This window comes from Pseudomonas sp. CLCA07, from assembly GCF_053615335.1.
In genome coordinates this window covers 414943-438523 of the sequence record NZ_CM132131.1, presented here as the reverse complement: position 1 = coordinate 438523, position 23581 = coordinate 414943, and the positions used below count along the sequence as shown (strand labels likewise).

23 protein-coding genes and 1 pseudogene are annotated in these 23581 nt (G+C 58.8%); 13 read left to right on the top strand and 11 right to left on the bottom strand.

The features are described from left to right. The first annotated feature begins 4 nt into the window (after positions 1–4). Positions 5–703: an ABC transporter permease subunit gene (locus tag ACWGZX_RS02070; protein ID WP_223520355.1), complete on the top strand. Its 699-nt coding sequence runs from the start codon at positions 5–7 to the stop codon at positions 701–703. After that, the gene (locus ACWGZX_RS02065) at positions 703–1710 is read left to right on the top strand and encodes a DMT family transporter (protein ID WP_452627084.1); all 1008 of its coding nucleotides are present in this window, start codon (positions 703–705) and stop codon (positions 1708–1710) included. The genes ACWGZX_RS02070 and ACWGZX_RS02065 overlap by 1 nt, the downstream gene beginning before the upstream one ends. Here ACWGZX_RS02065 and ACWGZX_RS02060 read toward each other — a convergent pair. Beyond that, positions 1666–2151 (bottom strand): annotated as a pseudogene (locus ACWGZX_RS02060) (TetR family transcriptional regulator C-terminal domain-containing protein); the annotation flags it as partial. The gene ACWGZX_RS02065 and the pseudogene ACWGZX_RS02060 sit on opposite strands and share 45 nt — an antisense overlap. 173 nt (positions 2152–2324) lie before the next feature. Here ACWGZX_RS02060 and ACWGZX_RS02055 point away from each other — a divergent pair. Together ACWGZX_RS02055 and ACWGZX_RS02050 are read left to right on the top strand one after the other, a co-directional pair. Continuing rightward, the gene (locus tag ACWGZX_RS02055; protein WP_452627083.1) at positions 2325–3341 is read left to right on the top strand and encodes a succinylglutamate desuccinylase; all 1017 of its coding nucleotides are present in this window, start codon (positions 2325–2327) and stop codon (positions 3339–3341) included. Positions 3342–3449: 108 nt separating this feature from the next. Further along, the gene (locus ACWGZX_RS02050) at positions 3450–3830 is read left to right on the top strand and encodes a RidA family protein (protein ID WP_223520350.1); all 381 of its coding nucleotides are present in this window, start codon (positions 3450–3452) and stop codon (positions 3828–3830) included. 48 nt (positions 3831–3878) lie between these two features. Here ACWGZX_RS02050 and ACWGZX_RS02045 read toward each other — a convergent pair whose 3' ends face one another. Then, the gene (locus tag ACWGZX_RS02045; RefSeq protein WP_452627082.1) at positions 3879–5591 is read right to left on the bottom strand and encodes an amidase; all 1713 of its coding nucleotides are present in this window, start codon (positions 5589–5591) and stop codon (positions 3879–3881) included. 277 nt (positions 5592–5868) lie between these two features. On the opposite strand from ACWGZX_RS02045, the gene ACWGZX_RS02040 reads away from it, so the two are divergent. Continuing rightward, the gene (locus ACWGZX_RS02040) at positions 5869–6291 is read left to right on the top strand and encodes a DUF1801 domain-containing protein (protein WP_452627081.1); all 423 of its coding nucleotides are present in this window, start codon (positions 5869–5871) and stop codon (positions 6289–6291) included. A gap of 104 nt (positions 6292–6395) precedes the next feature. Here the strand turns inward: ACWGZX_RS02040 and ACWGZX_RS02035 are convergent, their stop codons facing one another. Beyond that, positions 6396–6716 (bottom strand): DUF7693 family protein, encoded by a 321-nt coding sequence (locus ACWGZX_RS02035; protein ID WP_452627080.1) that lies wholly within the window; start codon positions 6714–6716, stop codon positions 6396–6398. A gap of 139 nt (positions 6717–6855) precedes the next feature. Here ACWGZX_RS02035 and ACWGZX_RS02030 point away from each other — a divergent pair, with 139 nt between their 5' ends. Beyond that, positions 6856–7248: a c-type cytochrome gene (locus ACWGZX_RS02030; protein WP_452627079.1), complete on the top strand. Its 393-nt coding sequence runs from the start codon at positions 6856–6858 to the stop codon at positions 7246–7248. Between the two features lie 281 nt (positions 7249–7529). Beyond that, positions 7530–8402: a DNA/RNA non-specific endonuclease gene (locus tag ACWGZX_RS02025; protein ID WP_452627078.1), complete on the top strand. Its 873-nt coding sequence runs from the start codon at positions 7530–7532 to the stop codon at positions 8400–8402. A 113-nt stretch (positions 8403–8515) separates the two neighbouring features. Here the strand turns inward: ACWGZX_RS02025 and ACWGZX_RS02020 are convergent, their stop codons facing one another. The 4 genes from ACWGZX_RS02020 to ACWGZX_RS02005 form a co-directional block, all read right to left on the bottom strand. After that, on the bottom strand, positions 8516–9076 hold the full coding sequence (locus tag ACWGZX_RS02020; RefSeq protein WP_452627077.1) for a lipid-binding SYLF domain-containing protein: 561 nt from the start codon (positions 9074–9076) through the stop codon (positions 8516–8518). A gap of 227 nt (positions 9077–9303) precedes the next feature. Continuing rightward, positions 9304–9606, bottom strand: a complete 303-nt coding sequence (locus tag ACWGZX_RS02015; RefSeq protein WP_452627076.1) for a hypothetical protein — start codon at positions 9604–9606, stop codon at positions 9304–9306. 64 nt (positions 9607–9670) lie between these two features. Continuing rightward, positions 9671–9940, bottom strand: coding sequence for a hypothetical protein (locus ACWGZX_RS02010; protein WP_452627075.1), 270 nt, complete (start codon positions 9938–9940; stop codon positions 9671–9673). 223 nt (positions 9941–10163) lie between these two features. Continuing rightward, entirely contained in the window at positions 10164–11048 is an 885-nt protein-coding gene (locus tag ACWGZX_RS02005) for a winged helix-turn-helix domain-containing protein (protein WP_452627074.1), read from the bottom strand. 39 nt (positions 11049–11087) lie between these two features. Here ACWGZX_RS02005 and ACWGZX_RS02000 point away from each other — a divergent pair, with 39 nt between their 5' ends. After that, complete coding sequence (locus ACWGZX_RS02000) at positions 11088–11381, top strand: hypothetical protein (RefSeq protein ID WP_452627073.1); 294 nt, start codon at positions 11088–11090, stop codon at positions 11379–11381. Here the strand turns inward: ACWGZX_RS02000 and ACWGZX_RS01995 are convergent. After that, positions 11378–12457, bottom strand: coding sequence for an HD domain-containing phosphohydrolase (locus tag ACWGZX_RS01995; RefSeq protein WP_452627072.1), 1080 nt, complete (start codon positions 12455–12457; stop codon positions 11378–11380). The genes ACWGZX_RS02000 and ACWGZX_RS01995 overlap by 4 nt on opposite strands. Before the next feature lie 288 nt (positions 12458–12745). Next, positions 12746–16507 carry a response regulator gene (locus ACWGZX_RS01990; RefSeq protein WP_452627071.1) on the bottom strand — a complete coding sequence of 1254 codons (3762 nt, stop codon included), beginning with the start codon at positions 16505–16507 and terminating at the stop codon, positions 12746–12748. A 322-nt stretch (positions 16508–16829) separates the two neighbouring features. Between ACWGZX_RS01990 and ACWGZX_RS01985 the strand changes: the two genes are divergently transcribed. Next, entirely contained in the window at positions 16830–17222 is a 393-nt protein-coding gene (locus tag ACWGZX_RS01985; RefSeq protein WP_452627070.1) for a GFA family protein, read from the top strand. A 23-nt stretch (positions 17223–17245) separates the two neighbouring features. Here the strand turns inward: ACWGZX_RS01985 and ACWGZX_RS01980 are convergent, their stop codons facing one another. Then, positions 17246–17698: a hypothetical protein gene (locus ACWGZX_RS01980; protein ID WP_452627069.1), complete on the bottom strand. Its 453-nt coding sequence runs from the start codon at positions 17696–17698 to the stop codon at positions 17246–17248. Between the two features lie 152 nt (positions 17699–17850). On the opposite strand from ACWGZX_RS01980, the gene ACWGZX_RS01975 reads away from it, so the two are divergent. The 3 genes from ACWGZX_RS01975 to ACWGZX_RS01965 all read left to right on the top strand — a co-directional run bounded on the left by ACWGZX_RS01975 (position 17851) and on the right by ACWGZX_RS01965 (position 21174). Beyond that, positions 17851–18312, top strand: coding sequence for an anti-virulence regulator CigR family protein (locus ACWGZX_RS01975; RefSeq protein ID WP_452627068.1), 462 nt, complete (start codon positions 17851–17853; stop codon positions 18310–18312). 118 nt (positions 18313–18430) lie between these two features. Continuing rightward, positions 18431–18970, top strand: a complete 540-nt coding sequence (locus tag ACWGZX_RS01970; RefSeq protein WP_452628954.1) for a hypothetical protein — start codon at positions 18431–18433, stop codon at positions 18968–18970. Positions 18971–19254: 284 nt separating this feature from the next. Then, complete coding sequence (locus ACWGZX_RS01965; RefSeq protein ID WP_452627067.1) at positions 19255–21174, top strand: tyrosine-protein phosphatase; 1920 nt, start codon at positions 19255–19257, stop codon at positions 21172–21174. A gap of 63 nt (positions 21175–21237) precedes the next feature. Here ACWGZX_RS01965 and ACWGZX_RS01960 read toward each other — a convergent pair whose 3' ends face one another. Further along, the gene (locus tag ACWGZX_RS01960) at positions 21238–22176 is read right to left on the bottom strand and encodes a helix-turn-helix domain-containing protein (RefSeq protein ID WP_452628953.1); all 939 of its coding nucleotides are present in this window, start codon (positions 22174–22176) and stop codon (positions 21238–21240) included. Between the two features lie 326 nt (positions 22177–22502). On the opposite strand from ACWGZX_RS01960, the gene ACWGZX_RS01955 reads away from it, so the two are divergent. Further along, a complete protein-coding gene (locus ACWGZX_RS01955; protein ID WP_452627066.1) occupies positions 22503–23429 on the top strand; it encodes a Gfo/Idh/MocA family protein in 927 nt (308 codons plus the stop codon). Positions 23430–23581 lie beyond the last annotated feature (152 nt).

Sequence of the window (23581 nt, the reverse complement as noted above, 5' to 3'; positions counted from 1 at the left end):
TGAAATGATTCCAGCGTGGATAGTTGAATACGCGGCGCTGTTGGGCCGGGGGCTGCAAACGACCATCACCATTTTGTTGATTTCCAGCGTGTTCGGTTATGCGCTCGCGGTGCTGGTGGCGTTGGCGCGGATCTCGAAAAACAAAGTGATCGCCAAGGTCAGCCTGTTCTATACCAGCGTGACGCGCGGAACGCCGTTGCTGATCCAGATCTACATTTTCTACTACGGCCTCGGCAGCCTGTTTGCGCAGTTCCCGTTGATTCGCAGCAGCTTCCTCTGGCCGTACCTGCGGGACGGTTACTGGTACATCGTGTTTGCCTTGGTGGTGTCGGTGGGGGCCTATGTCGGCGAAGTGATTCGCGGCGGGCTGCTGGCGGTGCCCAAAGGTGAAATGGAGGCGGCTTCGGCGTTTGGCATGACCCCGCGCCAGTCGTTGCTGCGGGTGCGTTTGCCCAGGGCGTTGCGTTTGCTGTTGCCGACACTCGCCGGGGAGACCGTGATGCTGCTGAAGTCCACGGCACTGGCGTCGACGATTGCGATTATCGACCTGCTGGGCGCTGCCAACGTGGTGCGGGCCCAGACCCTGCAAGTGTATGAACCGTTGTTGTTGGTGGCCGGCGTGTATGTCTGCCTGACGTTTATGATCGAAGCGCTGTTTGCCTTTGCCGAACGGCGCGGGACGCCCGTGCGCAGGTCGATGTAATGAACGCACCACGGATCGTCGATCGGTCGTTGCAAGGCATCGGCTTGTGCACCTTGGGTTATACGTTCCTGGCGTTGCAGGATGCCGCCATCAAGTGGTTGGTGGCGGATTATTCAGTGGTCAGCATTCTGTTCTGGCGCGCCCTCGTGGTGGTGCTGGCCTGTCTGTTGGCGGGGCGGTTGCGCTTGGTCCAGCGCGCGTGGCGCTCGCCGAGTCGCCGTTTGCTGGTGGTGCGCGGATTGTTGTCGATCGTCGCTTGGGTGCTGTATTACACGGCGGCCCGGGACCTGACTCTGGCCGAGATGACCACCTTGTATTTCTCCGCACCGATCATGGTCACGGTGCTGGCGGCGGTGATTCTCAAGGAGCGCGCCAGCGCCTGGCAGTGGTTCAGCCTAATCATCGGTTTTGTCGGCGTGATCATCGCCTGTCGCCCGAGCAACATGGCCGATCCGGTGCCGGTGGTGCTGACGCTGTTGGCGGCGATGTGCTGGGCGTTCACCTACATCCAGTTGCGTCAGGTGGATGAGCAGACGTCCGTGTTGGAGCAGATGTTGATCACCAACGTGGTGTTTGTGATTTGCATGACGATTGCGTTGCCCTGGACCTACACCCCAGCGCCGACCCCGGCCTGGCTGGGGATGCTCGGCGCCGGGCTGGTCGGCGGTATCGGTCAGTTTTTGTTGTTCGCCAGTTTTCAGCGGGCCACTGCTACCTTGCTGGCACCGTTCGAATACACCGGGTTGATCTGGGCGTTCCTGCTGTCGAGCCTGATTTGGGGCACGCTGATGGACGTGTCGCTGATGGTCGGTGCCGGGCTGATCGCGGTCAGTGGCACTCTGGCGATGATCTTCGGGCGACACCCATCACAAGACGTCGTCGGAGCTGAATGCTCCGTGTCGCAGCCCCTTTATCCAGCACCGACAGATATGGAGGCCGTTGGCGGGGCTGAAGGTTTCGGGGTTCAGGCACCACTCGATCCAGAGTCCGTCGAGCATCGCCGATAGTCCGATGGCGGCCAGGCGCGTGTCGTGGATCACGAACCCTTCGCTGGCCGCCATGTCATCCAGCAACTGGCGGAGCAGGTCGAGGTAGGCGCGATAGCTTTTTTCGTGGGATTGGCTGACGTGTTCGGAGTGCCGGATCAGGCTCCAGAACACCACCCAGACCCCGAGCAATTGCGGGTCCATGACCCGAGGCGAGAAGGAGCCTGTGAGGAACGCGTCCATCTTTTGCGCAGGCGTGCCGGCGTGCTGGATTTCCTGGAGCAGAGCGGTGGTCAGTTCGCTGGCGATCTTTTGGTAGGTGTCGGCAATCAACGCATCGATGCTGCCGAAATGGTGATTGAGCAACCCCACGGACACCCCGGCCTCGGTGGCAATGCGACGCACGGAAATGCCGGCGTGACCATCGCGCACCAGGCAGCGCAGGGTGGCGGCCACCAGCATTTCGCGACGCTCGTCGGGCTCAGCGCGGCGGTTTTTTGCAGGAGCAGTTGTCACACGGGAATCCTTGGGTGTGTTGCCTGGTTGGCGAGCTTAGTTGAACGTGCGTTCAATCTCCAGTTTCGGCCATGGCAATGTTTTGTTTTTTGACGTTCGTGACGCGGGAGGGCAAGCAGATGGCGCAGGATGTTTCGTTCAGTGTTCGCAACAATAACGGCGACCCGGTGCAGGTCAGTGCCTGGCGCTTCGGGGGCAATGACAGCGGGCCGAAAGTGCATTTGCAGGCCGGGGTACATGCCGATGAAATCGCCGGGATGCTGGTGCTGCATCTGCTGATGCAAAAGCTTGCGATCGCCGAGGCCCACGGTCGGCTCAACGGCCGTGTGACGGTGGTGCCGCAAGCCAATCCGCTGGGCATCGGGCAGTTTCGCCAGGGGCGAATTCTCGGTCGATTTCACGACGCCACCGGGCATAACTTCAACCGCTCGTTCGACCAGTCGGCCGCCATGGCCCAACCGTCGACCAATGTTCAGGAATGGCAAAAAAAACTGGTGCAACTGGCGGCCCCGGCGGATGTGGTGCTCGACCTGCACACCGATGACGAAGCGTTGCCCTACCTCTACGTTCACCGCTGTTTCTGGCCCCGTGGCCGCGAACTGGCCGCCGCAATGAAGATGGACGTGGCGATCATCTGGGATGACGGCGGCGATGGCTCCTTTGAAGAAACCATCATTGCGCCGTGGCTGCGCGACGGCGCCACCGACCAGCGCATGGCCGCAACGCTGGAGCTACGCGGGCAGGGCGATGTCAGTGACCGGTTTGCCGAGCAGGATGCCGAGGGATTGTACGTGTGGCTGTGCGGTTGCGGAGTAATTGATGGGGCGCAGGCCCCCGCTGACTGGCCCGTCGAGGCGATGGAAATGGGCCACATGGAAACCATTCTGGCGCCGCATCCCGGCGTGCTGATCTTTGAAAAAGAGCTCGGCGATTTCGTCGAAGAAGGGCAGCGCTTTGCGCGGATTCTGCGACGCCCGGGTGATCCGTCTTCCGAAGTGGTGCTGGTGGCCGAGCAAGCGGGGCGCATGGTGACCCGCTATCGGGATCGGCTGGTGCCTCTGGGCATGGTGGTAGCGAAATTCACCGGCAGCCGGGTTTCGCGCAACTGGAGCGGCGGGTTGCTGGACCCGAACTAGGTGATCGCGCCGAACTTCTCGACTCGATCATGAACAGCATTGCGCCGTGGGGTTGTAAACTGCGCGCCTGATACGCGACAGCCCTAATCACTCAAGTACGAGATCCCCATGGCCAACCAAGACATCACATTCACCCCTGACCCGGACCAGGATTCCATCTCCTCCGACGTCGCCGGTTTCGGCGGCCTGCTGGTCTCCACGCAGATCCCCACCCGCGCTGACGGCAGTCTGGAATTGGGTGGGATCGTCGAGCAGAGCGAATGCACGCTGCAGGCGCTCAAAGTTGCACTGGAGCGCGCCGGTAGTTCCATGGATCGAGTGTTGCACCTGACCATCTACCTCACCGACATGGCCGACCGCGCTGCATTCAACGAAGTCTATAAGCGTTTCTTCGCCAAGCCGTGGCCGGTTCGCGCTGCTGTGGGTGTGGCCGCTCTGGCGGTCGAAGGCATGCGTGTGGAAGTCACCGCAATGGCAGCCAAGGGCTAATTCGTTGACCGGGATTGGAGCGAGCAACGCCCCAATCCCGATCCACGTTTACGGCTGACCCGGCAGTGGCGGGGTACGCGGCGGGATCAAGCGTTTTGACCCGGTCGCTTCAAACGCCGACGCCAGGCGCAGCAGCGACGAATCGTCATAGGCGCGACCGGCGAAGGTCAGCCCGACGGGCATGCCGATGTCTGGCATCACACCCATCGGTACGGTGACCGTGGGCACGCCCAGGTGGCGGATGGCGAGGTTGCCATTGGCGACCCAGATGCCGTTGCTCCACGCGATGTCCGCAGACGCGGGATCGACATCGGCGTTCGCCGGACCCACATCGGCGACCGTCGGGAACAGCACCGCATCGAGCCCCAAGCGATCCATCCACTCCTCAAGATCGATACGCCGCGTGTGCTCGAGCCCACGCAAGCCATCAGGCACGGTGGTGATCTCGTTCCACGGCGTAACGCCGCGCTCCGCCATCCGCACATACTCATCCATGCCGGCCGCAAGGTCTCCTTCGCGGTTGGGCAGCGTGCCGGGGTCGTGGGGGAAAATCAGCGGTCCGTCGACGTCGACCAGGCGGTTCAACTTCGGATCGTCATTGGCCTGAAGGAAGTCATCGAATGCCCAGGCCGTCAGGTCCCACAACTCATGGTGAAGGAACTCTTTGGACACGATGCCGCGATTGAACACGGTCGGTGCACCCGGACGGTCGCCTTCGCAATTGGAGACCAGCGGAAAATCGACTTCGACCACTTGCGCGCCGGCCGTTTCGAGCGCCTGGCGAGCCGCTTCCCACAGACCGATCACCGAGGCACGGGTGTTGATTCGCTGCCCCGTCGGCCCGCCAATACCCGGCGCCTCACTGGTGCCTGCGTCGGGGTCTTTATTGATGTACATGCGCGGCACACCGAAACGCTTGCCGGCGAGTGCCTCGGGTTTCGCGGCCAGTTCATGATAGGAGGCAGGACGGACCGAGGTGACACTCGGAATCGGCACCCAGGGTTGCATCCGCCACAAATCGCCGCGTGTGTCCGGGTCTTCGGCCACCACCACGTCGAGCACCTCCAGCAGGTCCGCCATGGTTCTGGCAAACGGCACAACAACGTCCATGGTCGGTGTCAACGGCCAGTTGCCGCGCACCGAAATCACCCCGCGCGATGGCGTATAGGCACACAAACCATTGTTCGAGGCGGGACCGCGTCCACTCGACCAGGTTTCTTCCGCGAGGCCGAACGCGGCGAAACTGGCGGCGGTTGCCGTTCCGGCACCGTTGGAGGAACCCGAGGCGAACGGCGCGGTGAGGTAGTCAGCGTTGTACGGGCTCTCGGCGCGGCCATAGACCCCGCGCTGCATACCGCCGTTGGCCATGGGCGGCATGTTGGTCTTGCCCAGGCAGATGGCGCCGGCACCGCGCAGGCGTTCGATGGTGAACGCATCGCGATAAGCGATCAGGTTGGCGAAGGCGGGGCTTCCGGACGCAGCGGTCAGCCCCTTGACCAGATAACTGTCCTTGGCCGTGTAGGGGATGCCATCGAGCGGCCCCATCGTCTCGCCTTTGGCCCTGCGGGCATCGGATGCCTGCGCTTCGTTGAGCGCGTCGGGGTTTCGAACCACGACCGCGTTGAGCGCGGTAGGGGTGTCGGCACCGTCGTAGGCATCGATCCTGGCGAGATAAGCCTGCACCAACTCGACCGCCGTTGTCTGGCCGGATTCGAGCGCAGCACGCAGTTGCGCAATGGAAACCTCAGTGACCTCAATCATGCTGTTACCGCCGGCTGCTGATGGGAGACTTGGGATTCAGGGGCATCACTTATCTGAAAATGGGTGTTCATATCGATTCTCGTTGCACTGCATTACGCGACAGGGGCTGGACGGGTGACCTGAGCGTTGCATTTTGGCATTAAGCCGGGAGCAGAGGAAACGTTGTCCGCGGTGCGCGCCTGATGTGGGTGCCGTCAGTCGGTGACACTCGAGTGATGAGCAAGCGACAACTATCATGAGGCGGATCAAAACCCTCATGAAGAAGGTGATCACTTTGATGAATAAGGACACGACGCCTGCAGAGGCGCAAGACACGGCCTCGCAACTGATAGACGCGAGAATCAAGGCGCTGGATGATTGGCGGGGCGAGATGCTCGATCACATCCGAACGCTGATCCACCAGGCTGACCCCGACGTGCTCGAGGAGTGGAAATGGCGGGGCGTACCGGTGTGGTCTCACGCTGGCATCCTCTGCACCGGAGAGACGTACAAGAGCGTCGTCAAAATGACCTTCGCCCAAGGCGCCTCGCTGGCGGACCCTTCAGGTTTGTTCAATGCCAGTCTCGAAGGAAATACCCGAGGTGCCATTGATGTGCATGAGGGTGAAACGCTGGATGACAAAGCGTTGAAGGCGCTGATTGGTGCCGCCGTGGCGCTCAACCTGTCGCGGGCGGCGGCTCGACGTAAGTCGACCCAGTGAACCGCCAGAAAGCGCAGAAAGAGCGACACAATCCGTAGCAGCTGGCGAAGCCTGCGTCCGGCTGCTACGAGGTTCCCGATGACTTAACTGATCGGCATCACGATTTAACCGGGCTTTTCCATCGGTGGCGTTTGCCCGGTCAGCAGCCGCTCAATCTGCGCCAGCTCCCACGCGCTGAGAAAACTGACCGGGTCGGTGCCGTAACGTTGCCAGCTGTCGAGATCACCCTCGCGGCCGTCGGGGCTGTGGCAGCGTTGGCAGTGGCGCACATAGACCCCGTCGACGTCGAGGGTCAGGTGCCAGCCCTCGATGTCGACCTGCACCTGGCCGGGCCCGGCGGGTTTGTCGAGGCACCGCAAAGGGTGAATGCCCAAGGCGGCGTCGCGCAATATCTGGTAAACCTCGCGGGCGGTCAGGGGTGGCACAGGTGTCTCCAGTGAAATGTTTTTCAAGCGCCGATGCTTCGGGCTACGAAGACAGCCATTCTTTACGTAGACTTTTGCGTCTGCAAGTAGGCGCCCATTGATTCACTCGCGCCATGCTCTACAAGTTCGGGAACAGAACATGAAGCAATCCGCCGTATTCATCACCTTCACCTGTTTTCTCAATGCAGGTTTGTTCAGCCTCCCTGCACACGCGGCCGGCGATGCTGAAGCGGGTGAGACACTGTTCAAACGGATCTGCGGGGGTTGCCACCAGGTCGGGGAATCGGCGCGCGGTTCATTTGGTCCGCAGCTCAACGGCATCTTTGGCCGACATTCCGGCAGCACTACGGATTATCAGTATTCCGACGCCATGAAATCCGCCGATATCGTCTGGACCCGCGAAACACTGACCGCGTACCTCGAAGCACCGAAAAAAGTGGTCCCCGGCACCCGCATGATTTTCTGGGGGCTCAGCGATCCGGAAAAGATCGACAATCTGCTGGCTTACTTGCAAACCTTTCAGGCGCAGTAACGTAATGTGAGCGAATGTGATAGGTCGCCGAAAGTGATGGGTTTCGAATCTGCGAGTAGATTGCAGCCGCCGCTCTGCACTAAAGGGGTTTGTGATGGTCAATAAACCCCGCACGGCCTTCAGCGCTCATACTTTCGGCGCCGACCGGATCCGCCCCGGTATTTTGATCAAGGACAGCGAAAGCATGTACCCCGCAATATAACCAGCAACCGCCTGCACCTGGTTCCGTGAATCGGGACCGCCGTACGTTTACCTCTCAATCCCATTCGAAGATCTAACCCATGTACCTACGCAAAATTGCAGTTGGGCTGTCGGCCCTTGTTTTGCTCTCGACCGGGGCAGAAGCCCGCAGCTTGCTGGATCTCATCAAGCCGCCCACCCAGCAACAGGAACAAACGTCCCGCTCGGGCTCGATCAGCCAGAACGCGGCGCTGGACCTTTATTCAAACAAGCAGAAGCAGGCATCGTTCGACGGCTGTGCAGATCTGTTCCCGGCAGCCAAACCGATCAACATGGCCACTGTGCCAGCAACCATGAACCCCTTGGCCCTGTGTTCCGACCACTTCGCGGTGCTGTACTCGCAGACCAGCAAGACGCCACTGGTAGTCGTCGAGCGTCTTAATGCCGCCCAGCTTCAGGATGCCAAAGGGGAGGAGCGCACCAACCAGTTCTATCCGGACCCACGCATTCCCAAGAGTGGACGGGCAGAGTTGAGCGACTACCGTAGCCAACATCCGGCGGTGGACCGCGGTCATCAATCCCCGGCAGCCGATGCACCGAACCCCAATGCAATGGCCCAATCCTTCGCGCTGTCGAACATGGTGCCGCAAGACCCCACCAACAACCGGAAGATCTGGAGCAAGGTCGAGTCTGACGTCAGGAAGTTCGCCAAGCGCGCCGAGGGCAATGTTTATGTCTTTACCGGCCCGCTGTTTGACCCAGGCCACACCACCATTGGCGACAACAAGGTCTGGGTGCCGACGCGCCTGTTCAAGCTGGTCTACGACGCATCGTCCCAGCGTGCCTGGGCGTACGTGCTACCCAATGCAGAAACCCGTATTGAGAGACCAATGGACTATGACGCTTTCGTGAAAGCCACGGGACTCAAGTTGCTGGGCAACCTACCGGTCACAGGTTCCGTGGGCCGCACTTGATGGCTTCCACTTAATGGGCTGCACCCCAAAGGTTGGAGACAACCGATGGGGTGATTCATGCGTGGCCGATTTCTGCCCTTTACGTTGGGCAGAAACCGACCTGACGGCCGCTTTTAGCGTTTGATCAGGGAAATTTTCGAGCCTTCGATGCTGACCCCAGCCATTAACCCTTGCTGGTCGAAGATGAACGCATACGCATCGTCTTTCAGCGTCGAGCTGGACAGGTTCTTCGCAATCCCTTCATTCACGACAACCACGGTTGGCCCTACGCCAACTTCCCAACCCTTGGTTTCAGCTATGTATTTCAGCGCTTTATCATTCATCAGAAATACTGCATAGCCATAGGACTGGGCGCCCGCCTGCAGCCCCCACGACCCGCTGACGGAGTTGTAATAGTCCACGACGGTCTTACCCTTCATTAATACGCCTTCGCCATAGCTGCCGCCGAATACCAGGCCCGCCTTGATGATTTTGGGGAAGACCAGCACGGCCTTTGCTTGTTGCGAGATGGATTTGGCTGTTGGATTGACCTTGTAGAGCATATCCAATGCTTGCAGAGAGTCTTTATTCAGATCCTCTGCGGTTTCTGCACTGGCACTGTTCAACAGGCTCGTCGAGGCCAATGTAGCTAACGCGAGGAAGATCGATAGAAAGAAGCGCATTGATTGAGTCATTTCCGTACTCCGAGACGGGAGCATTGGATCAGAGCAGCAGTCAGCGCCTGTGTCAGACAGGAACCGAACCGACTGAAGTTATCCGGCGCACCCTGAAATGTGTGGATCGCAAGCATCGCGCTGGAATGCAGGGAACCCAAGGCGCGATGCCATCACTTGTTGTGACCACTGTGGAACGGCCGGGTTCGTTGTCAGCGCCTGCTTTCGCTCAAGGGGTTTCGCTACCCCTATTGATTTTTGCACTCCGCCATCACCACTTTGCAGGTGTCCGGTGTGCCTCCGGAGCGGCCGGCATAGCGTATGCAGTTATCCAGGGATTTTTTGCGAGCAATGCTCAGGGTGGAGCCCCACGCCAAGCCGCCCTCGCCAACAGTGGGTAGCGCTTTTGCATAGCAATTGGAGCCTGTGCTTGCGGTCGAATTGCTATGCCTGGACGCTTTGCCTGAACATCCTGCGGTCAGCGCGAGGCTGATGACGAGCAGGGATGGGAGGACCCATGACCAGCATTGGCGCGCTGTTTTTTCGCTCATCCCGTTTCCCCTGTATCAAGAGATTAGGCGTGTTTATGGTCCTGAACGATGGCGTTCGCCGGTGTCATCGTTTACTGCACAAAAAAAACATTTCATTACCATCATCGAACAGGTAACGCGTCTCGGACAATGATCGCATCCAGTAACTCATGCTGTTGTCCGGCTGGAAAATAAACAGGCCCAGTATGTTCGCCAGTTCAGGAATCGTGCTATCCGTTTCGCCTTTGGCGCTACTCTCAACATTGACCTGCAAGCGGTGCCCCTGTTGTTGCACCCGAAAGGCGCTGTTGCGGCGCAGGGTGCCTGTTTTCGACCCGGAGTCGGCATCGATCAATTGGGCCACCATGCGCAAATGGCTGAGCCCGCTGGGTCTCAAATCCAGTCTGAAACGCGTCGTCAGCCATGAAGGGTGCGATGGGGATGGCACTTGATATGCGCTCTCTCCGGAGCACCAAAGGTCCAGGTTCGCCTGTTGCTCACCCGACAGGCGCCCCAGTGCCACACCTGACAGGCCAACGACTAGGAAGGCCAGGCACCAACCTGCGTTTGCGGCACTTCTAGTCATGTTGTTGTACGCCAATGCAGCGACTACTCGCTGTTTCCAGCTCGCCATCGCAAAGAATCTGATCTGCCCCACGACGCGACGGTAACAAGTACAGGTGGATGTTTTGCGCCGAAATGCCCAGATGCTCCGCCAGTTTCCGGCTGTGCTGAACCATCAGCTTCAGGTTTGACGCCTCCGGGGGGCGTGCCTCTTGAGCGGACAAATGCACATGCACGTCATCCACCGTTACCGGCGCGTCGAACGCTGGTGGTACCACCTCAAGAGTCGGTGCCAGCCAGATTTTTCCCAGTAGAAATGCCAATACGCCCCAAAGGGGTAGTGCGAGCCACAGCCCCCAACGCCTTGGTAATGTTATCGGATGCACTGGCAGCGCCCCCGAATCGGGATCGGCCGACGCCGGCATTGCCATGATTGATGGCGGTTCGAGGGGTTCGTCCTCTGCATCGGCCAGGGTCGATACAGGAGACGTAGCAGGGGCGGGCGCCTCGCTGTCAGGCTCAGCCGGACGCGGGGCAGGCACCGCATTCGCAGTGATTGGCAACTCCTCGACTCTCACGCCATCGGCGAGTTTGTAACCTATGCGTGGCAAGGTCTGGATGAATTCGCGATCGGGCTGCAGTTTCTCCAGCGCCAGGCGCAACTGCCGGACAACCTGGGCCAGGCTGTTGTCGGTCACTTCCAGGCCGTATTGCCCCCATGCCCCGGCCATCAGTTCGCGCTTGCGCACTACCTCCCCACCCGACCTGAGCAGCATGGCCAGGCATCGGCTGGCGATTGCACCTATGCGCAAAGGCTCCTCATTGGCAGATTCAACGCGAAACAACAGGAAATTGTTCTCGTCGAATACCAGATGTTCATCAATTAGCAGTTGACCCATGTCGACCATCTGTATGAGGCAAAAAAGTAAGTCGAAGACATGTCGTCGACCTTTAGAGTTAAGCGGTCATTCTTTGCTTTGGCCAACATCGTCGTTACTGGAACAGCCGACCGGTTCTCAGTAATGTTAAGCAATGTCACCGCCATTACACGGCAACGCTTACGCGCGATCGAATTGCCGCAGCTTCAGGCTGTTTTGCTCCAGCAGGCGACCAGTTCAAACCCGTCCATGTTCGGCATTATGACATCAAGCAATAGCAGGTCTGGCGGCGTGTCCGAGGTGCAGATGGCCAATGCTTTACGCCCATCTCGGGCATTGCTCGCCAGCTGTTAACCGGCCATGGCGTCAAGGGGCTCCTCGGTTGGGGTATCGGCGTAGCGCTCGGCGATTTTTTCGAACTCATTTTCGAGGGCAATGAAGGCCGCCACCACATCTGGATCAAAATGCTGACCGGCGCCGTCGCGGATGATCGCGACTGCCGTCTCATGGCTCATCTCTGACTTGTACACCCGCCGGCTAATGACCGCGTCATAGACATCGGCGACCGCCATCAGGCGGGCGCTGACAGGAATGGCGTCACCGACCAGGCCATTGGGGTAACCACTGCCATCCCATTTTTCGTGATGGCACAGCGCAATTTCCTTGGCGATGCGCAGGAAAGGTACTTGCGCGCCCAACATTTCCTCTGCTTGTACCAGGGCTTGATAACCCAGCCGGGCGTGGGTCTTCATGATTTCGAACTCGGCAGGCTCAAAGCGCCCCGGCTTGAGCAGGATATGGTCAGCAATACCGACCTTGCCGATATCGTGCAGCGGTGCCGACTTGAACATCAGCTCAATGCTTTTATCATTCAGATGCAGGCTGAATCTTGGGTGATCGCGCAATTTCTCGGCCAGTAACCGGACATAATGCTGCGTGCGCCGCAGGTGATTGCCGGTCTCGTTGTCGCGGGTCTCGGCCAACGACGCAAGGGCCAGGATGGTCACGTCATGGGTGGCTTGCAGCTCCCGGGTTCGCGCCAATACTTCCTGATCGAGATACGTATTCTGCGAACGCAACAGGTCCGTTGTCGCCTTCAGGCGTAACTGTGTCTGCACTCGCGCCAGCAGGATGGGCGGGTTGATCGGCTTGAACAGGTAGTCAGTCGCTCCAAGCTCGAACCCCAGGCACTCATCTTCGTCGTGATTGCGGGCGCTCAGAAACAAGATCGGCACATCACATGTCTTGGGATCAGTCTTGAGACGACGACAGACCTCATGACCATCCATATCGGGCATCATCACATCCAGCAGGATCAGATCCGGTTTCGCACGATCGACGATCTGCAACGCCTGGGCACCGCTGGTCGCAATTCTGACGTGATAAAGCTCGCGTAGCAGTTCACTGATCAGCTGCAGATTGGTCGGCATATCGTCGACCACCAGCACAGTGGGTCTAGGGGTTGAGCTGTTCAACTGGACGTTCTCTCGACGGGGTCACAGAGGAGGCGGTAAAGCGCCGGGGGGACGCTTCTATCGCGGGAGCACGGCGGGGAAAGGTACAACCCGTCGCGTCTGCCAAGTGACTGGCAGTAACGCATGCCACCCACACATCTGCTCTGAAATGGATTGAACCGTCTCTGCCGGGCGCTGAAAAACGCTGAAAACTTCTGAACAGCGCGCTTTTAAAGGCATGAAATGCGTGTTGCCCTTGTGTTTCTATTCACTCATTGCGCCAGTTCCACAAGCCTGCAGGGCCTCGCTCAGACAGGCCCGCGCCCGCTCGAAATCGAACCGTGTCACAGCACCTTCCAGGGACTGGAAACTGCTCGCAAACGCGCCGCGCAGTACGCCCGCATGTAAGGAAAAGTAGGGCACTGCCTGCGCATCAAAGTCACCCAGCAGGTTATCGAGATGTCGGCAGATTTGTTGCAGCTCGCCAAAATCGACCACTACGCGCGCTACTTCGACCTTACCGGGCAAACTTTCTCGCAGTTGCCTCAGCAGGGCCTCCAAGGGTTCAGACAACGCCTCCAGACAGATTTGCAACTCATCGGGTGGTCGCTTTGCGCGCAGTGCCTGCTCCAAAACATCTGCTGCCTGTGCGATGGTGTCGGCACCGATAGTCGCTGATACGCCCTTGCAGCTGTGCGCCAACAACTCGGCTTTATCCAGCTCGCCTGCCGCCAGCGCCGCGCTCAACTGTCTCTGCAAGGGGCCCTGACTGGTCAGGTAGTTTTGCAACACATCCGCATACAGGCTGTGCCTGCCCAATACCCTTCGGAGTCCGGCAACCGTATCCACGCCGTCGAGTTTCAAGCCCGCCTCAGCGCCACTCACCTTCGCACCCGACTCCAGAGCCACGATGCGCTTTGGGCGCGCTTGTGTATCAGCCAGCCAGCGTCGCAAAACCGCGTAGAGCGTCTTCGGTTCGAAGGGCTTGCTGACATAATCATTCATGCCAGCCGCCAGACAATTGTCATGATCATGTCTGCTGACGTTGGCGGTCATCGCGATAACGGGCAGGTTGCTCAATCCGGGCTGCCGACGGAGCAGGCGAGTGGCCGCCAGACCATCGAGCACCGGCATCTGCATATCCATGAACACCAGGTCAAAACGCTGCGCAGATAACCGATTGAGCGCCTGACGGCCATCAGCCGCGATATCGACGGAACAACCGACCGCCCGCAATAATTCGGCAGCGACCTGCTGGTTCAACTCGTTATCTTCTACCAGTAAAACACGAGTCCCTTCGGCCGCTCGCCAGTCGCAGGGTTGCTCCCCTGCGCACAGGTCATCAATGACCGTGCTCTGGGCTAAAAGCAAACGGACCTCAAACCAGAAGTTGCTGCCTTCACCAAGTACGCTCTGAACACCGACCTGGCCACCCATCAACTCGGACAGTTGTTTGGCAATGGCCAGCCCCAGTCCCGTGCCACCAAAGCGTCGTGTGGTGGAGGTATCAGCCTGCTCGAAGCTCTGGAACATATGTTTTAACTGCTCGGCCGAGAGCCCTATGCCGCTGTCGGTCACGCTGAAGTAAAGCAAAGCGTCATCCGCGCCGGCCTCACGCAGGCTCACCTCAACCCTGATCTGACCACGCTCGGTGAATTTCACTGCATTACTCAGGTAGTTGAGCAGTATTTGCCGCAGTCGAAGCGGATCGCCACACAAACGTTCAGGCACATCCGCAGCAACGTTGAGCCGCATGTTCAAGCCTTTATCGGCAATACGTGGACGCACCTGATCGAGCACCTCTTCCAGCAATTGTGCCAGGCTGAAGTCGCGAGCTTCTAGCTGAAGCTTGCCCGCCTCGATCTTGGAAAAATCCAGAACATCGTCAATGACACCCAGCAAATGCCGGCTAGAGCTCTGTACCTTGTTCAGGTAGTCGCGCTGACGCTCGTTCAGCTCCGTCCTCAAGGTCAGGTACGTCATGCCGATGATGGCGTTCATCGGCGTGCGAATCTCGTGGCTCATGTTGGCCAGAAACTCGGTCTTGATGCGTGCACTGTCCTCGGCCAGTTGCCGCGCCTGCCGCATCTCGACCGCCGCCGCATGCTGGGCGGTAATATCTTCAATGACCCAGATCGAACCACGCGAAGACAGATATCCGGGCGCAATAGCACGCGCACTTACGCTTGCCCAGAAGCTGCTGGCGTCCCTGCGGCAAAGCTGCATCTGCTGCTGAAAGATGTCCCCTCGGTCCAAAGTCCTTCGAATCTCCGCTTTGAGCTCCAGTAATGCCTCCGCCCAAACGACTTGATCAAGCCAAGCCAGCGGAGAGCGCTGCAATTGTTCGCCCGGTTCATAACCGAGCAACTCATCCAGCCGCGAATTGCTCTGTACGATCAAACCACCGCGCACCAGTGCAATTCCATAGGGCGCCGCGGTAACGATGGCCTGCTGCTGTTCGTGCGCTTCACGCAAGCTGCGTTCTTCAGCTTTGCGCTGGCTGAGATCGCGAATCGCAACGCACAGGCATTGCCCTCGATCCTCTCGCGTCGGCAGCAGGCTCAGGCGCAACTCAGCAGGAAACTCGCTACCATCAGCACGACGGGCAATCAGCTCACCCGTGTCGAGCACCTTGGTTGCACGCACTCGCTCGAGTATCGAATCAATGGCCCCGAGCTGGCTGTCCGGTATCAGTGTCCGGTAGTTCTGGCCAAGTAGGCGGCCAGGGGCATAACCAAAGGTCACTTCGCTTTCCTGGTTGGCCAGGATCACACCGTCCTTGTCGAACACCAACAGCGCTTTAGGGGCAACCTCGACGATGCCGCGATACCAGCTCTCGGTGGCTTCCAGGGACTGCTGGCGCTGTTGCAGTTTCACCGCCTGGTACTCCAATTGTCGGGCCTGCAGGCGGGCCTGCTGCAATAACTGCTGATTGTGGGTGCGCTGTTGCAGCAAATTCAGCAGTGTGCCGAGTTTGTTGGGCAAGCTGTCGAGCAGCTTGAGTTGGGCGAGATCCGGGCGATGGGCGAAATCGAGTTCAAGGCTGGCCAGCAGCTGCCCCTCTTGCAGCAGTGGCAAACTGTAGTGCACTTGGCCGGTACGCTTGAAGACGGGCTCTGCGTCGAATAGCACAACCGTCTTGCAACCCAGCCATTCGCCCAGTTTTTGCTGCAACGTTGCGGTAAACGCCTCCCGACTGGTGCACAACTGCAACGCCTGCACCAGTTCGCTGAGGCGCACCTTGACCCAGTGCTTTCGTTGCAGTTCTTCATTGACATCGACATAGGCATCGAATGCTTTGGTCAGGGTCACGACTTCGGCAAGTCCGTGGTGCTGCACCGACTCCCCAACGGTTTCGCCGGCATGCAGGCGGCGAATGCGTTCGGAAAGACTCAACAGAGGTTTCACCAATTGGCGACGCAGGATGACCAAAAATGCCAGTAGGCCCGCGACCAATATAGTCAACTGCATCAAGGCATTGACGTAGCTGGCCAGCGCGGCTTTGTGCCGAGCCGCCTCGAAGTCGCTATTGAAGCGTTGAGTGGTTGAGACTCTCAGCTTGTTAAGCGCATCAGCATAATTCCACTCGGAGTTGATGTAAGTGGTACTTGAAAGCAGTGACGAACTCCCTCGGTGCCAGCTCTGCTCCATTGCCAGGCGCTCCATGCCCGTCTGCTTGATATCCATGTCCTCGACCGTGGCCAGCAATTTGGTTTCGGCGGCGTTCAGTCCAATCGCTCGGAATTCCTGCGCAGCTTCGCGGAATATCCGGCCTTCCTGCCACTTTTGGTTATATTCGGTCAGAAACAGCTCGTCGCCCGTGGTGACGTAAAGGCGAGCCAGTTCAGTCAGTTCGCGGTTGAGGGTACCCAATCGGGCAACGCTGGTGATGGTCTGATGGCGTCGATCAGTGGCTTGGTCGGCCTGCTTACCAAAGTACTCATCCAGTGCCACGGTAGTCAGGCAGGCAACCAACGCCATACCAAATCCTATCGAGATGAGTTTGCTCAGACGTTCCAGGCTCATGGGCTCTCCTGCGACAACAGTCCCGAACACGCGCCGGAAGCTTAGATACGCAGTAAACCGCGGCGCCTTTTCCGCTGCTGTGAAAACCCCTGATGCAGTCGAACAGATCCGATGAAAAGCGCTGAAAAGCTATGAAACGCCCCCTTGAACGTCAAGACGGAACGTATTCCTCGTCGGAGCATTTCTCGTCAGAGCACAGTCGAGCTTCTATGTCAGCGCCGTTGCTGCAGCAAGTCGAACAGGCCAGACATCGAAGTCGACCTGAGCCTGACCTACAATGGCCAGGTAGCCAGCGAGTGCTTGATTTCAGAGGAGGTGCAGCATGGACCGAATCACTGGCGGCTGCCTGTGCGGCAATGTCAGGTTTGTGGCATCGGGGCGCCCCTACCGGGTCGGCCTTTGTCATTGTCTGGACTGCCGCAAGCACCATGGGGCGCTTTTTCACGCCTCTGCGATATTCCCTCAGGAGGCGGTGATGATCGAAGGCGAAACACGCGATTACGCCGGGCGGTTTTTCTGCCCTCGCTGTGGTTCCTCGGTGTTCGCCCGCACCGCCGACGAAGTCGAAGTGAACCTGGGCTCCCTGGATGCTCCAGACCAACTCAAGCCGACCTATGAAAGCTGGATTGTGCGCCGCGAGTCCTGGTTGCCGGCGTTTGCGCTCACAAGACGATACGAGCACGATCGTGACGCCACGGGGCGTTTTGAAGAGTAGTCATCGAATCCCAAGGATCGTGGCTACTTCGTCGCGACACCTTGCTTGATATCCCCACAATAGATATCAACGTTGCCATCCGACGGTGCCGTGCGCACGAGGATGGAGTACTCACCGGAAAGCAGAACCGACATTTCTACAGGCGCGGTTCTTGATAATGTCCAGCCGCGTATGGGCTGGCGTTCGGTGTTGACCTGTTCGTTCATCGAATAGGCGACCGCCCCGGGTTTTTGACAGCTGCCTTTATAAACGAAGGTGTAGAGGCGCAAGGGTAGGGTGACACCCATTGGAGCACCGCTGATGAAGAAATTTAATCCGGTTTTATTTTCGAAGCTCGTCAACGTTACATTGCCGATCTGACCGGCGTTGCGCTGCGTGGCAATCAAAGGAACGTTCACACTAGGGGTTGATGATGTGGCGCAGCCAAAGAGGGTTGCACTGACCAGTAGCGCTGCAAGTGAGTGTCTGAGCTTCATGGCCAAACTCCTGTGTCGAAGAACTGCACGGGTGATTAGCCGGTATAGCTCATTAATCGCCGCTCTGATGTTGTCCGCGCGAAATTCCGTGTACCTGTTGCAGCGAAGCGCTAAATTCAAAGAGATGTCCCGTCAAGATGAAGGAAAGACAGATGTTCAGATTTCGCTCATTGATTGCAACCGTTACATGCCTTGCACTGTTCTGCGGCTCAGCCACAGCAATAGCTGACCCTGGCAATGGAAAGGGCCAGGGAAACGGCAAGGGAAACCCACATAACAGCGAGGCTCAAGGCAACCAGGGAGGTAAAGGCAAGCATTCCAGTGGCAGTGACTGGGATAACGGCCCAAGCATCAATCACGCAAGCGTTCTGGGGATTGTTAATGGGTATCGGGACTACTGGAGTCCCGGACCGGCACTGCCACCTGGCATTCAAAAGAACCTTGCGCGAGGCAAGCCACTTCCACCGGGGATTGCCAAAAAACTGGACGGTCGGTTAGTCGGCACACTGCCTCATTATGAGGGATATGAATGGCAACAAGCGGGCACCGATTTGATATTGGTTGCACTGGCAACCGGGCTTATTTACGAAGTGCTCAACGGTGCTTTTGATTGATGCTTGAATTGCGAATGCGGCGCAGTAGGGTGCACTGCATTCCGTCTGTCGCAGGACTTGAACTGTCTGGGGTCTGATGCGTCTTAACACACGCGATATCAACCTTATGGAAGCAATCATGCTTTTAAAAAACAAGAGTCTCGTTGCTGTAATGTCCTGCGCCCTGATGCTTGCAGCCGCCCCATTACTCCCTGCTGACCTGTCTATCATGAACTCCGCCTTTGCGAAGGATGGTGGTGGTGGTGGTGGCGCCGGTGGTGGTGGCGGTCACGGAGGCGGAGGTGGCGTTGGAGGTGGTGGTGGCCACGGAGGCGGCGTTGGCGGTGGCCATGGCGGCGGTACAGGCGCTGGTCACGCTGGTCACAGCGGTTCCGATCACTCCGGCGGCACTCACAGTAACGGCCGCGGCAATGGGCTCAGCAGTGATCATGCCGGCAGGGCCGTTCGCGATCATGGTGAAAGCGGAAATCACTACGGCAGTGAGCACAATAGTGATCGCGGTCATGGCCAAACGACTTCTGGCATCGCCCACTCCAGAGATACTCACGGTGTAAGCAAAGCCAGCGCCATTGCTGCCTCGACTCCGGGAGATCACAACTCGAAAGGTTTGAGCAAAACCGGTAGGTCGGTATCAAAAAGTCGCACTGATCATCCATAACGGCTGACCGGGAAGTGCAGCAGACTCAATTGCAAAGTCTGCTGTACGCTTGAGGTCAGTTCGATTTCTTCGGTGGGGAGTTTTGTCCAGAGTGGTAGGTGGGAATCTTTGCCTACCCTCTGCGAGAGAGTTTTGCACGGCCAATTGCCATAGGGATATACGGACCAAAAGCGCGCTATCCGGACCTATCGCGCACGGATTTTCATCCGTCGGCAATCTGTCATATTCGGTATTTCTTCATTACAGATAGTGGTCAGCCCAATGCGTATAAATGAGGCTGCACCGTGTTTTCACGTCTTCTGTGTTCACTGTCCGTTTTGAGCCTGTCTATCGCGGCTGCCCAGGCTGCCGAGACCAACTCCCTCGACACCCCCCGCTTGAGCAGCATCGACAACTTGCGCGATGTCGCCGGCACCACCACCGCGTATTCCACGGCTAACGACGGCACGATGCGTAGCGGCGTGTTCTACCGCTCCAACGCGCTGACCCCGTCGGCGGCGGATCTGGGCACCTTGAATGGCCTCGGCATCAAAGCCGTCTACGACCTGCGCACGCCGAGCGAAATCGCCGGTACGCCTGACACCCTGCCCAACGGTGCTCGCTATTTGAACATCGACATTCTTGGCAACGCCACGTCCGGTTCAAACCTCCCCACGGGCTCGATCGAAAGTGCCGCCGACGCCATCGCCATGATGCAGGGCATCAACCGGTCATTCGTCAGTGATGCGGGGGTGCGCGGTCAATTCAACACGCTGTTCAATGAACTGGCCGGCGTTGACGGCGCCGCACTGTTCCATTGCACGGCCGGCAAAGATCGGACGGGCTGGATCGCCGCTGTGCTGCTGAGCATTGCCGGGGTCGACAGCGCCACCATCATGAGCGACTACCTTGCCACCAACGAATACACTGCCGCGCGCGTGGCGGCGACGCTGGCGGCCATGCCACCGAGCATGGCCGCGATCTATGCGCCGCTCCTCGGCGTGGAAGCCAGTTTCTTGCAAGCCAGTCTGGATCAGGTCACCGCGCAGTACGGCAGCATGGACAATTACCTCAAGCTAGGCCTTGGCCTGTCCCAGGAGACCATCTACGTGCTGCGCGGCAAGATGGTTTTCTACAACAGCCTGCCTGGCCAGGCAGGCCTCCTCGGCAACGCCGCCGCGGGTGCCGAGTTGCTGCAACAGCTGCAGAACAGCAACCTGTCAGGCACCTACAGCGACTACAACTATTACCTGCAATCGGCGATTGATGCCGGCACCCTTGGTGGTGTCGAGTCCACTGTCGGTGGCCAGGTGCACGCCGACGCTGCCAGCTACTTGCTGCGCCAGGGGGCGATGATCGACCGGGCCGCTGCGCCCTTCACCAGCGGCACAGATCTCAAGATCGGCCAACACCGTTTGTGGAGCACTGCACTGGCGGGCTATCTGGGCACCGATGGTTCGTCCGAAACCGCCAGCAGCAACGAGCACAGCCAAGGGTTGATGATCGGCCTGACGCAGCGCTTCACCGAACAACTCAGCGCCCACGCGGGTTTCGGATACAGTCGCGGTAATGTCGGCGGGGCGGGCGGTGAGGTGGACACTGACTGGACCTTTCTCACCGCCGGCACCCGCTATGCCCCGGACGGCCTGGAGCGCGGCCTGTTTGTCGACGCCGATGCCAACGCTGGCTGGCTAGACTACGAAAGCAAGCGCGACCTCGGTGGCGGACTGGGGACGGCCAAAGGCGACAGCCATGGCAATCTCTCCGGTGCAACCCTGGCGCTGGGCTATCGTGTGCCGGTGAGTGGCATGATCCTCGAACCGAGCCTCGGCGTACGCGTGAGTCACCTGAACGTGTCCGGCTTCCAGGAGAAGGGCAGCGAGCTGGCGCTCGACGTCGACGATATCAATGAAACCCGGCGCAGTGCGGTGGCCAATCTGAATGTGTCATTTACCCCGGTCGGCATGGGTAGTTGGCAACTGGTGCCGGGTGTTCAGGTGGGTTATGAGCATGTGCTGGGCGATAACGAAGTCTATAGCGAAGGACACCTGCTGGGTCTGGATGTCGAACAACGCGCAGCCTTTGATAACCGGGATCAGTTCACCGCCGGGGTCAATCTCATGGCCAATATCGGCCCGCTGAGCCTTGGGGGCGAAATCGGAGCCAGCGGCGGAGGGGACAGTCACGGCTTCAGCGGTGGCATCAACGCCAGTTATTCGTTCTAACACTGCGGCATGGGTTCTGGCCGCCGGTATTCGGCGGCCTTGGCTTTATGCAGGACGAACCGGTTAGCATCGGGCTCGCGTGCGCCCTGATTTCAAATCAGCGGGACTGACACCATAGGCGTTCTGGAAGTACTGGCAAAACCTGCCGACATTGCTGAACCCGAATCGCAAGGCCACCTCGGTCACCGACATTGGGACATCCTGCGCAAGCGCATCGTAGGCTCGCTCCAGCCGCACTTGCCGTTGATAGGTAACAATCGAAACGCCGACGAAACGCCGAAAACCTTCCTGCAACGCGCGCTGGCTGATGTTGCTCAGCCGGGCCAGATCCGTGCCGCTGACCAGTTGATTGGGATGATCCTGAATGTACTCGACGGCCCGCTTCACATGCCGTGGCGCTATCAGCGGAGCAGGGCGCCGAAGGGCTCGCGTGAAGTTGTGCGGCCAGGCCTCCAGTACCGCGTCGATCAGCATTTCCCGAAGACGCGAAGGCATCAGCGTCCCCTCGTTGATCAGCAGGCCGAACTCAGTGCCCGTCGCCAGATCGATCAAGGCCTTGATGCCCTGGAAAGCCGGGATGTTCAAATCTACCACCGGCTGGAAGTGCAGCTTTTCCAGGACCGGCTTTTCCAGCAACGTCGACAGTCGCTCGGTGAGGTGGGCGCGTCTGATCGAAATCCCGTGCTGGGCATGATTGTCGAGAAAATGCATCGAGCGAATATCGGCTTTGTCGATCGCCAGGCCAACGTGGGTGACGCCCACCGATTCGGTCGTGTGATTGAAGACGATCTTGCCGGCAGTAGGAATGACGAAGGTGATTTCATCATGGGGATCGGGAAAGACCACCGTGAAGTCGCCGCGGTAATGCATCCTGCGAAAGCTGACGCCTTCATGCCTGCCGTAGACGCCCCCGATGATGATGTCGGCAGGTGGGGGCGGCGTATCGGAGTAGCGGTTGCCGAACATGGTCGAGAACAGCGCGCCAAAGTCATCGCAGCGCATGTCGTTGGATCTGAGGATGATTGGCTGGCGTGTCGGGGGTGAGTACACCTTGAGTGGCACCTTGGGTCGAGGAAACTTGGGTACAGGGACGATGGAATGTGAGGTAGGCGGGGAGCATGAGGACGTTAGCAGGCGCCGGTGACAGGTTTGTGATGGCGTGGAATTTGGAGGGCGGCGGTCGATCAAAATCGGGCATTAACAGGGATAGCAGTACTCAAGTTCGCCGGCTGGATGGACCGTTGGCACGCCATCGATGACTTCCCCGCTATACAAACGTAATCTTGCCGATTCGCGTACCAAGACAAGAAAAAAAACAGGAGTCATTGATGCAACCAATCCGTCTCGGCCTGGTGGGCTACGGCAAGATTGCCCAGGATCAACACGTTCCAGCGATCAACTCCAACCCTGCGTTCCAGTTGGTGTCTGTCGCAACGCAAGGGCAGCCCTGCGCCGGGGTAGAGAATTTTCAGTCCCTGAGCGAGCTGCTCGAAAACGGCCCGCACATCGATGCGATTGCGTTTTGCACACCGCCGCAAGGGCGATTTGCTCTGGTGCAACAAGCGCTGGCCGCTGGCAAACACGTGCTGGTAGAAAAACCGCCGTGCGCCACGTTGGGTGAAGCGATGGCGTTGGTGAATCAGGCAGAGGAGCAAGGTGTCAGTGGTTTGTTCGCCTGGCATTCACGCTACGCGCCCGGTATCGAAGCCGCCCGTGACTGGCTGGCCACCCGTACCCTGCAAAGCGTACAGATCGACTGGAAGGAAGACGTGCGCAAGTGGCACCCCGGCCAGGCATGGATCTGGCAGCCCGGAGGCTTGGGCGTCTTCGATCCCGGCATCAATGCCTTATCGATTGCAACCCATCTGCTGGCGTTGCCGCTGTTTGTCGAGTCTGCCGAACTGCGAGTCCCCAGCAACTGCCAGTCGCCTATTGCCGCTTCCATCAAAATGTCTGATGCGCGCCACCTCGATGTCCGCGCGGAGTTCGATTTCGACCACGGTCATGAGGAACTCTGGAGCATCGAGATTCGCTGCACCGAAGGCATCCTGCGACTGGACAATGGTGGAGCACTGTTGAGTATTGACGGCGTGCGCCAAGCCGTATCGGAGGAAGGTGAGTACGCGGCGGTGTATCGACATTTTCAACAGCTGATTGACGACAAAGCCAGTGACCTGGACCTCCAGCCGCTGCGACTGGTTGCCGATAGTTTTTTTGTCGGCAGTCGGGCGTCGGTTGAGCCGTTCTACGATTAGCGGCCGCTGAAAGATTTAACCAATCTGCTGAATTGACCGGTTGAATCAACAACCCAAAGCCGACTGTGATGACAGGCGGCTTTGGGATTGAAACGGTCATATAAGCGGTTTTTTTCGTTTGCTGACGACAAAACCAGCCGTTTGATAGACGA

Bases quoted from the DNA above. Each gene is read 5' to 3' on its own strand.
- ACWGZX_RS02070 (WP_223520355.1), top strand. From the start codon at position 5: ATGATTCCAGCGTGGATAGTTGAATACGCGGCGCTGTTGGGCCGGGGG.
- ACWGZX_RS02065 (WP_452627084.1), top strand. From the start codon at position 703: ATGAACGCACCACGGATCGTCGATCGGTCGTTGCAAGGCATCGGCTTG.
- ACWGZX_RS02055 (WP_452627083.1), top strand. From the start codon at position 2,325: ATGGCGCAGGATGTTTCGTTCAGTGTTCGCAACAATAACGGCGACCCG.
- ACWGZX_RS02050 (WP_223520350.1), top strand. From the start codon at position 3,450: ATGGCCAACCAAGACATCACATTCACCCCTGACCCGGACCAGGATTCC.
- ACWGZX_RS02045 (WP_452627082.1), bottom strand. From the start codon at position 5,591: ATGATTGAGGTCACTGAGGTTTCCATTGCGCAACTGCGTGCTGCGCTC.
- ACWGZX_RS02040 (WP_452627081.1), top strand. From the start codon at position 5,869: ATGAATAAGGACACGACGCCTGCAGAGGCGCAAGACACGGCCTCGCAA.
- ACWGZX_RS02030 (WP_452627079.1), top strand. From the start codon at position 6,856: ATGAAGCAATCCGCCGTATTCATCACCTTCACCTGTTTTCTCAATGCA.
- ACWGZX_RS02025 (WP_452627078.1), top strand. From the start codon at position 7,530: ATGTACCTACGCAAAATTGCAGTTGGGCTGTCGGCCCTTGTTTTGCTC.
- ACWGZX_RS02020 (WP_452627077.1), bottom strand. From the start codon at position 9,076: ATGACTCAATCAATGCGCTTCTTTCTATCGATCTTCCTCGCGTTAGCT.
- ACWGZX_RS02015 (WP_452627076.1), bottom strand. From the start codon at position 9,606: ATGAGCGAAAAAACAGCGCGCCAATGCTGGTCATGGGTCCTCCCATCC.
- ACWGZX_RS02005 (WP_452627074.1), bottom strand. From the start codon at position 11,048: ATGGGTCAACTGCTAATTGATGAACATCTGGTATTCGACGAGAACAAT.
- ACWGZX_RS02000 (WP_452627073.1), top strand. From the start codon at position 11,088: ATGTCGTCGACCTTTAGAGTTAAGCGGTCATTCTTTGCTTTGGCCAAC.
- ACWGZX_RS01995 (WP_452627072.1), bottom strand. From the start codon at position 12,457: ATGCCGACCAATCTGCAGCTGATCAGTGAACTGCTACGCGAGCTTTAT.
- ACWGZX_RS01990 (WP_452627071.1), bottom strand. From the start codon at position 16,507: ATGAGCCTGGAACGTCTGAGCAAACTCATCTCGATAGGATTTGGTATG.
- ACWGZX_RS01985 (WP_452627070.1), top strand. From the start codon at position 16,830: ATGGACCGAATCACTGGCGGCTGCCTGTGCGGCAATGTCAGGTTTGTG.
- ACWGZX_RS01980 (WP_452627069.1), bottom strand. From the start codon at position 17,698: ATGAAGCTCAGACACTCACTTGCAGCGCTACTGGTCAGTGCAACCCTC.
- ACWGZX_RS01975 (WP_452627068.1), top strand. From the start codon at position 17,851: ATGTTCAGATTTCGCTCATTGATTGCAACCGTTACATGCCTTGCACTG.
- ACWGZX_RS01970 (WP_452628954.1), top strand. From the start codon at position 18,431: ATGCTTTTAAAAAACAAGAGTCTCGTTGCTGTAATGTCCTGCGCCCTG.
- ACWGZX_RS01960 (WP_452628953.1), bottom strand. From the start codon at position 22,176: ATGCGCTGCGATGACTTTGGCGCGCTGTTCTCGACCATGTTCGGCAAC.
- ACWGZX_RS01955 (WP_452627066.1), top strand. From the start codon at position 22,503: ATGCAACCAATCCGTCTCGGCCTGGTGGGCTACGGCAAGATTGCCCAG.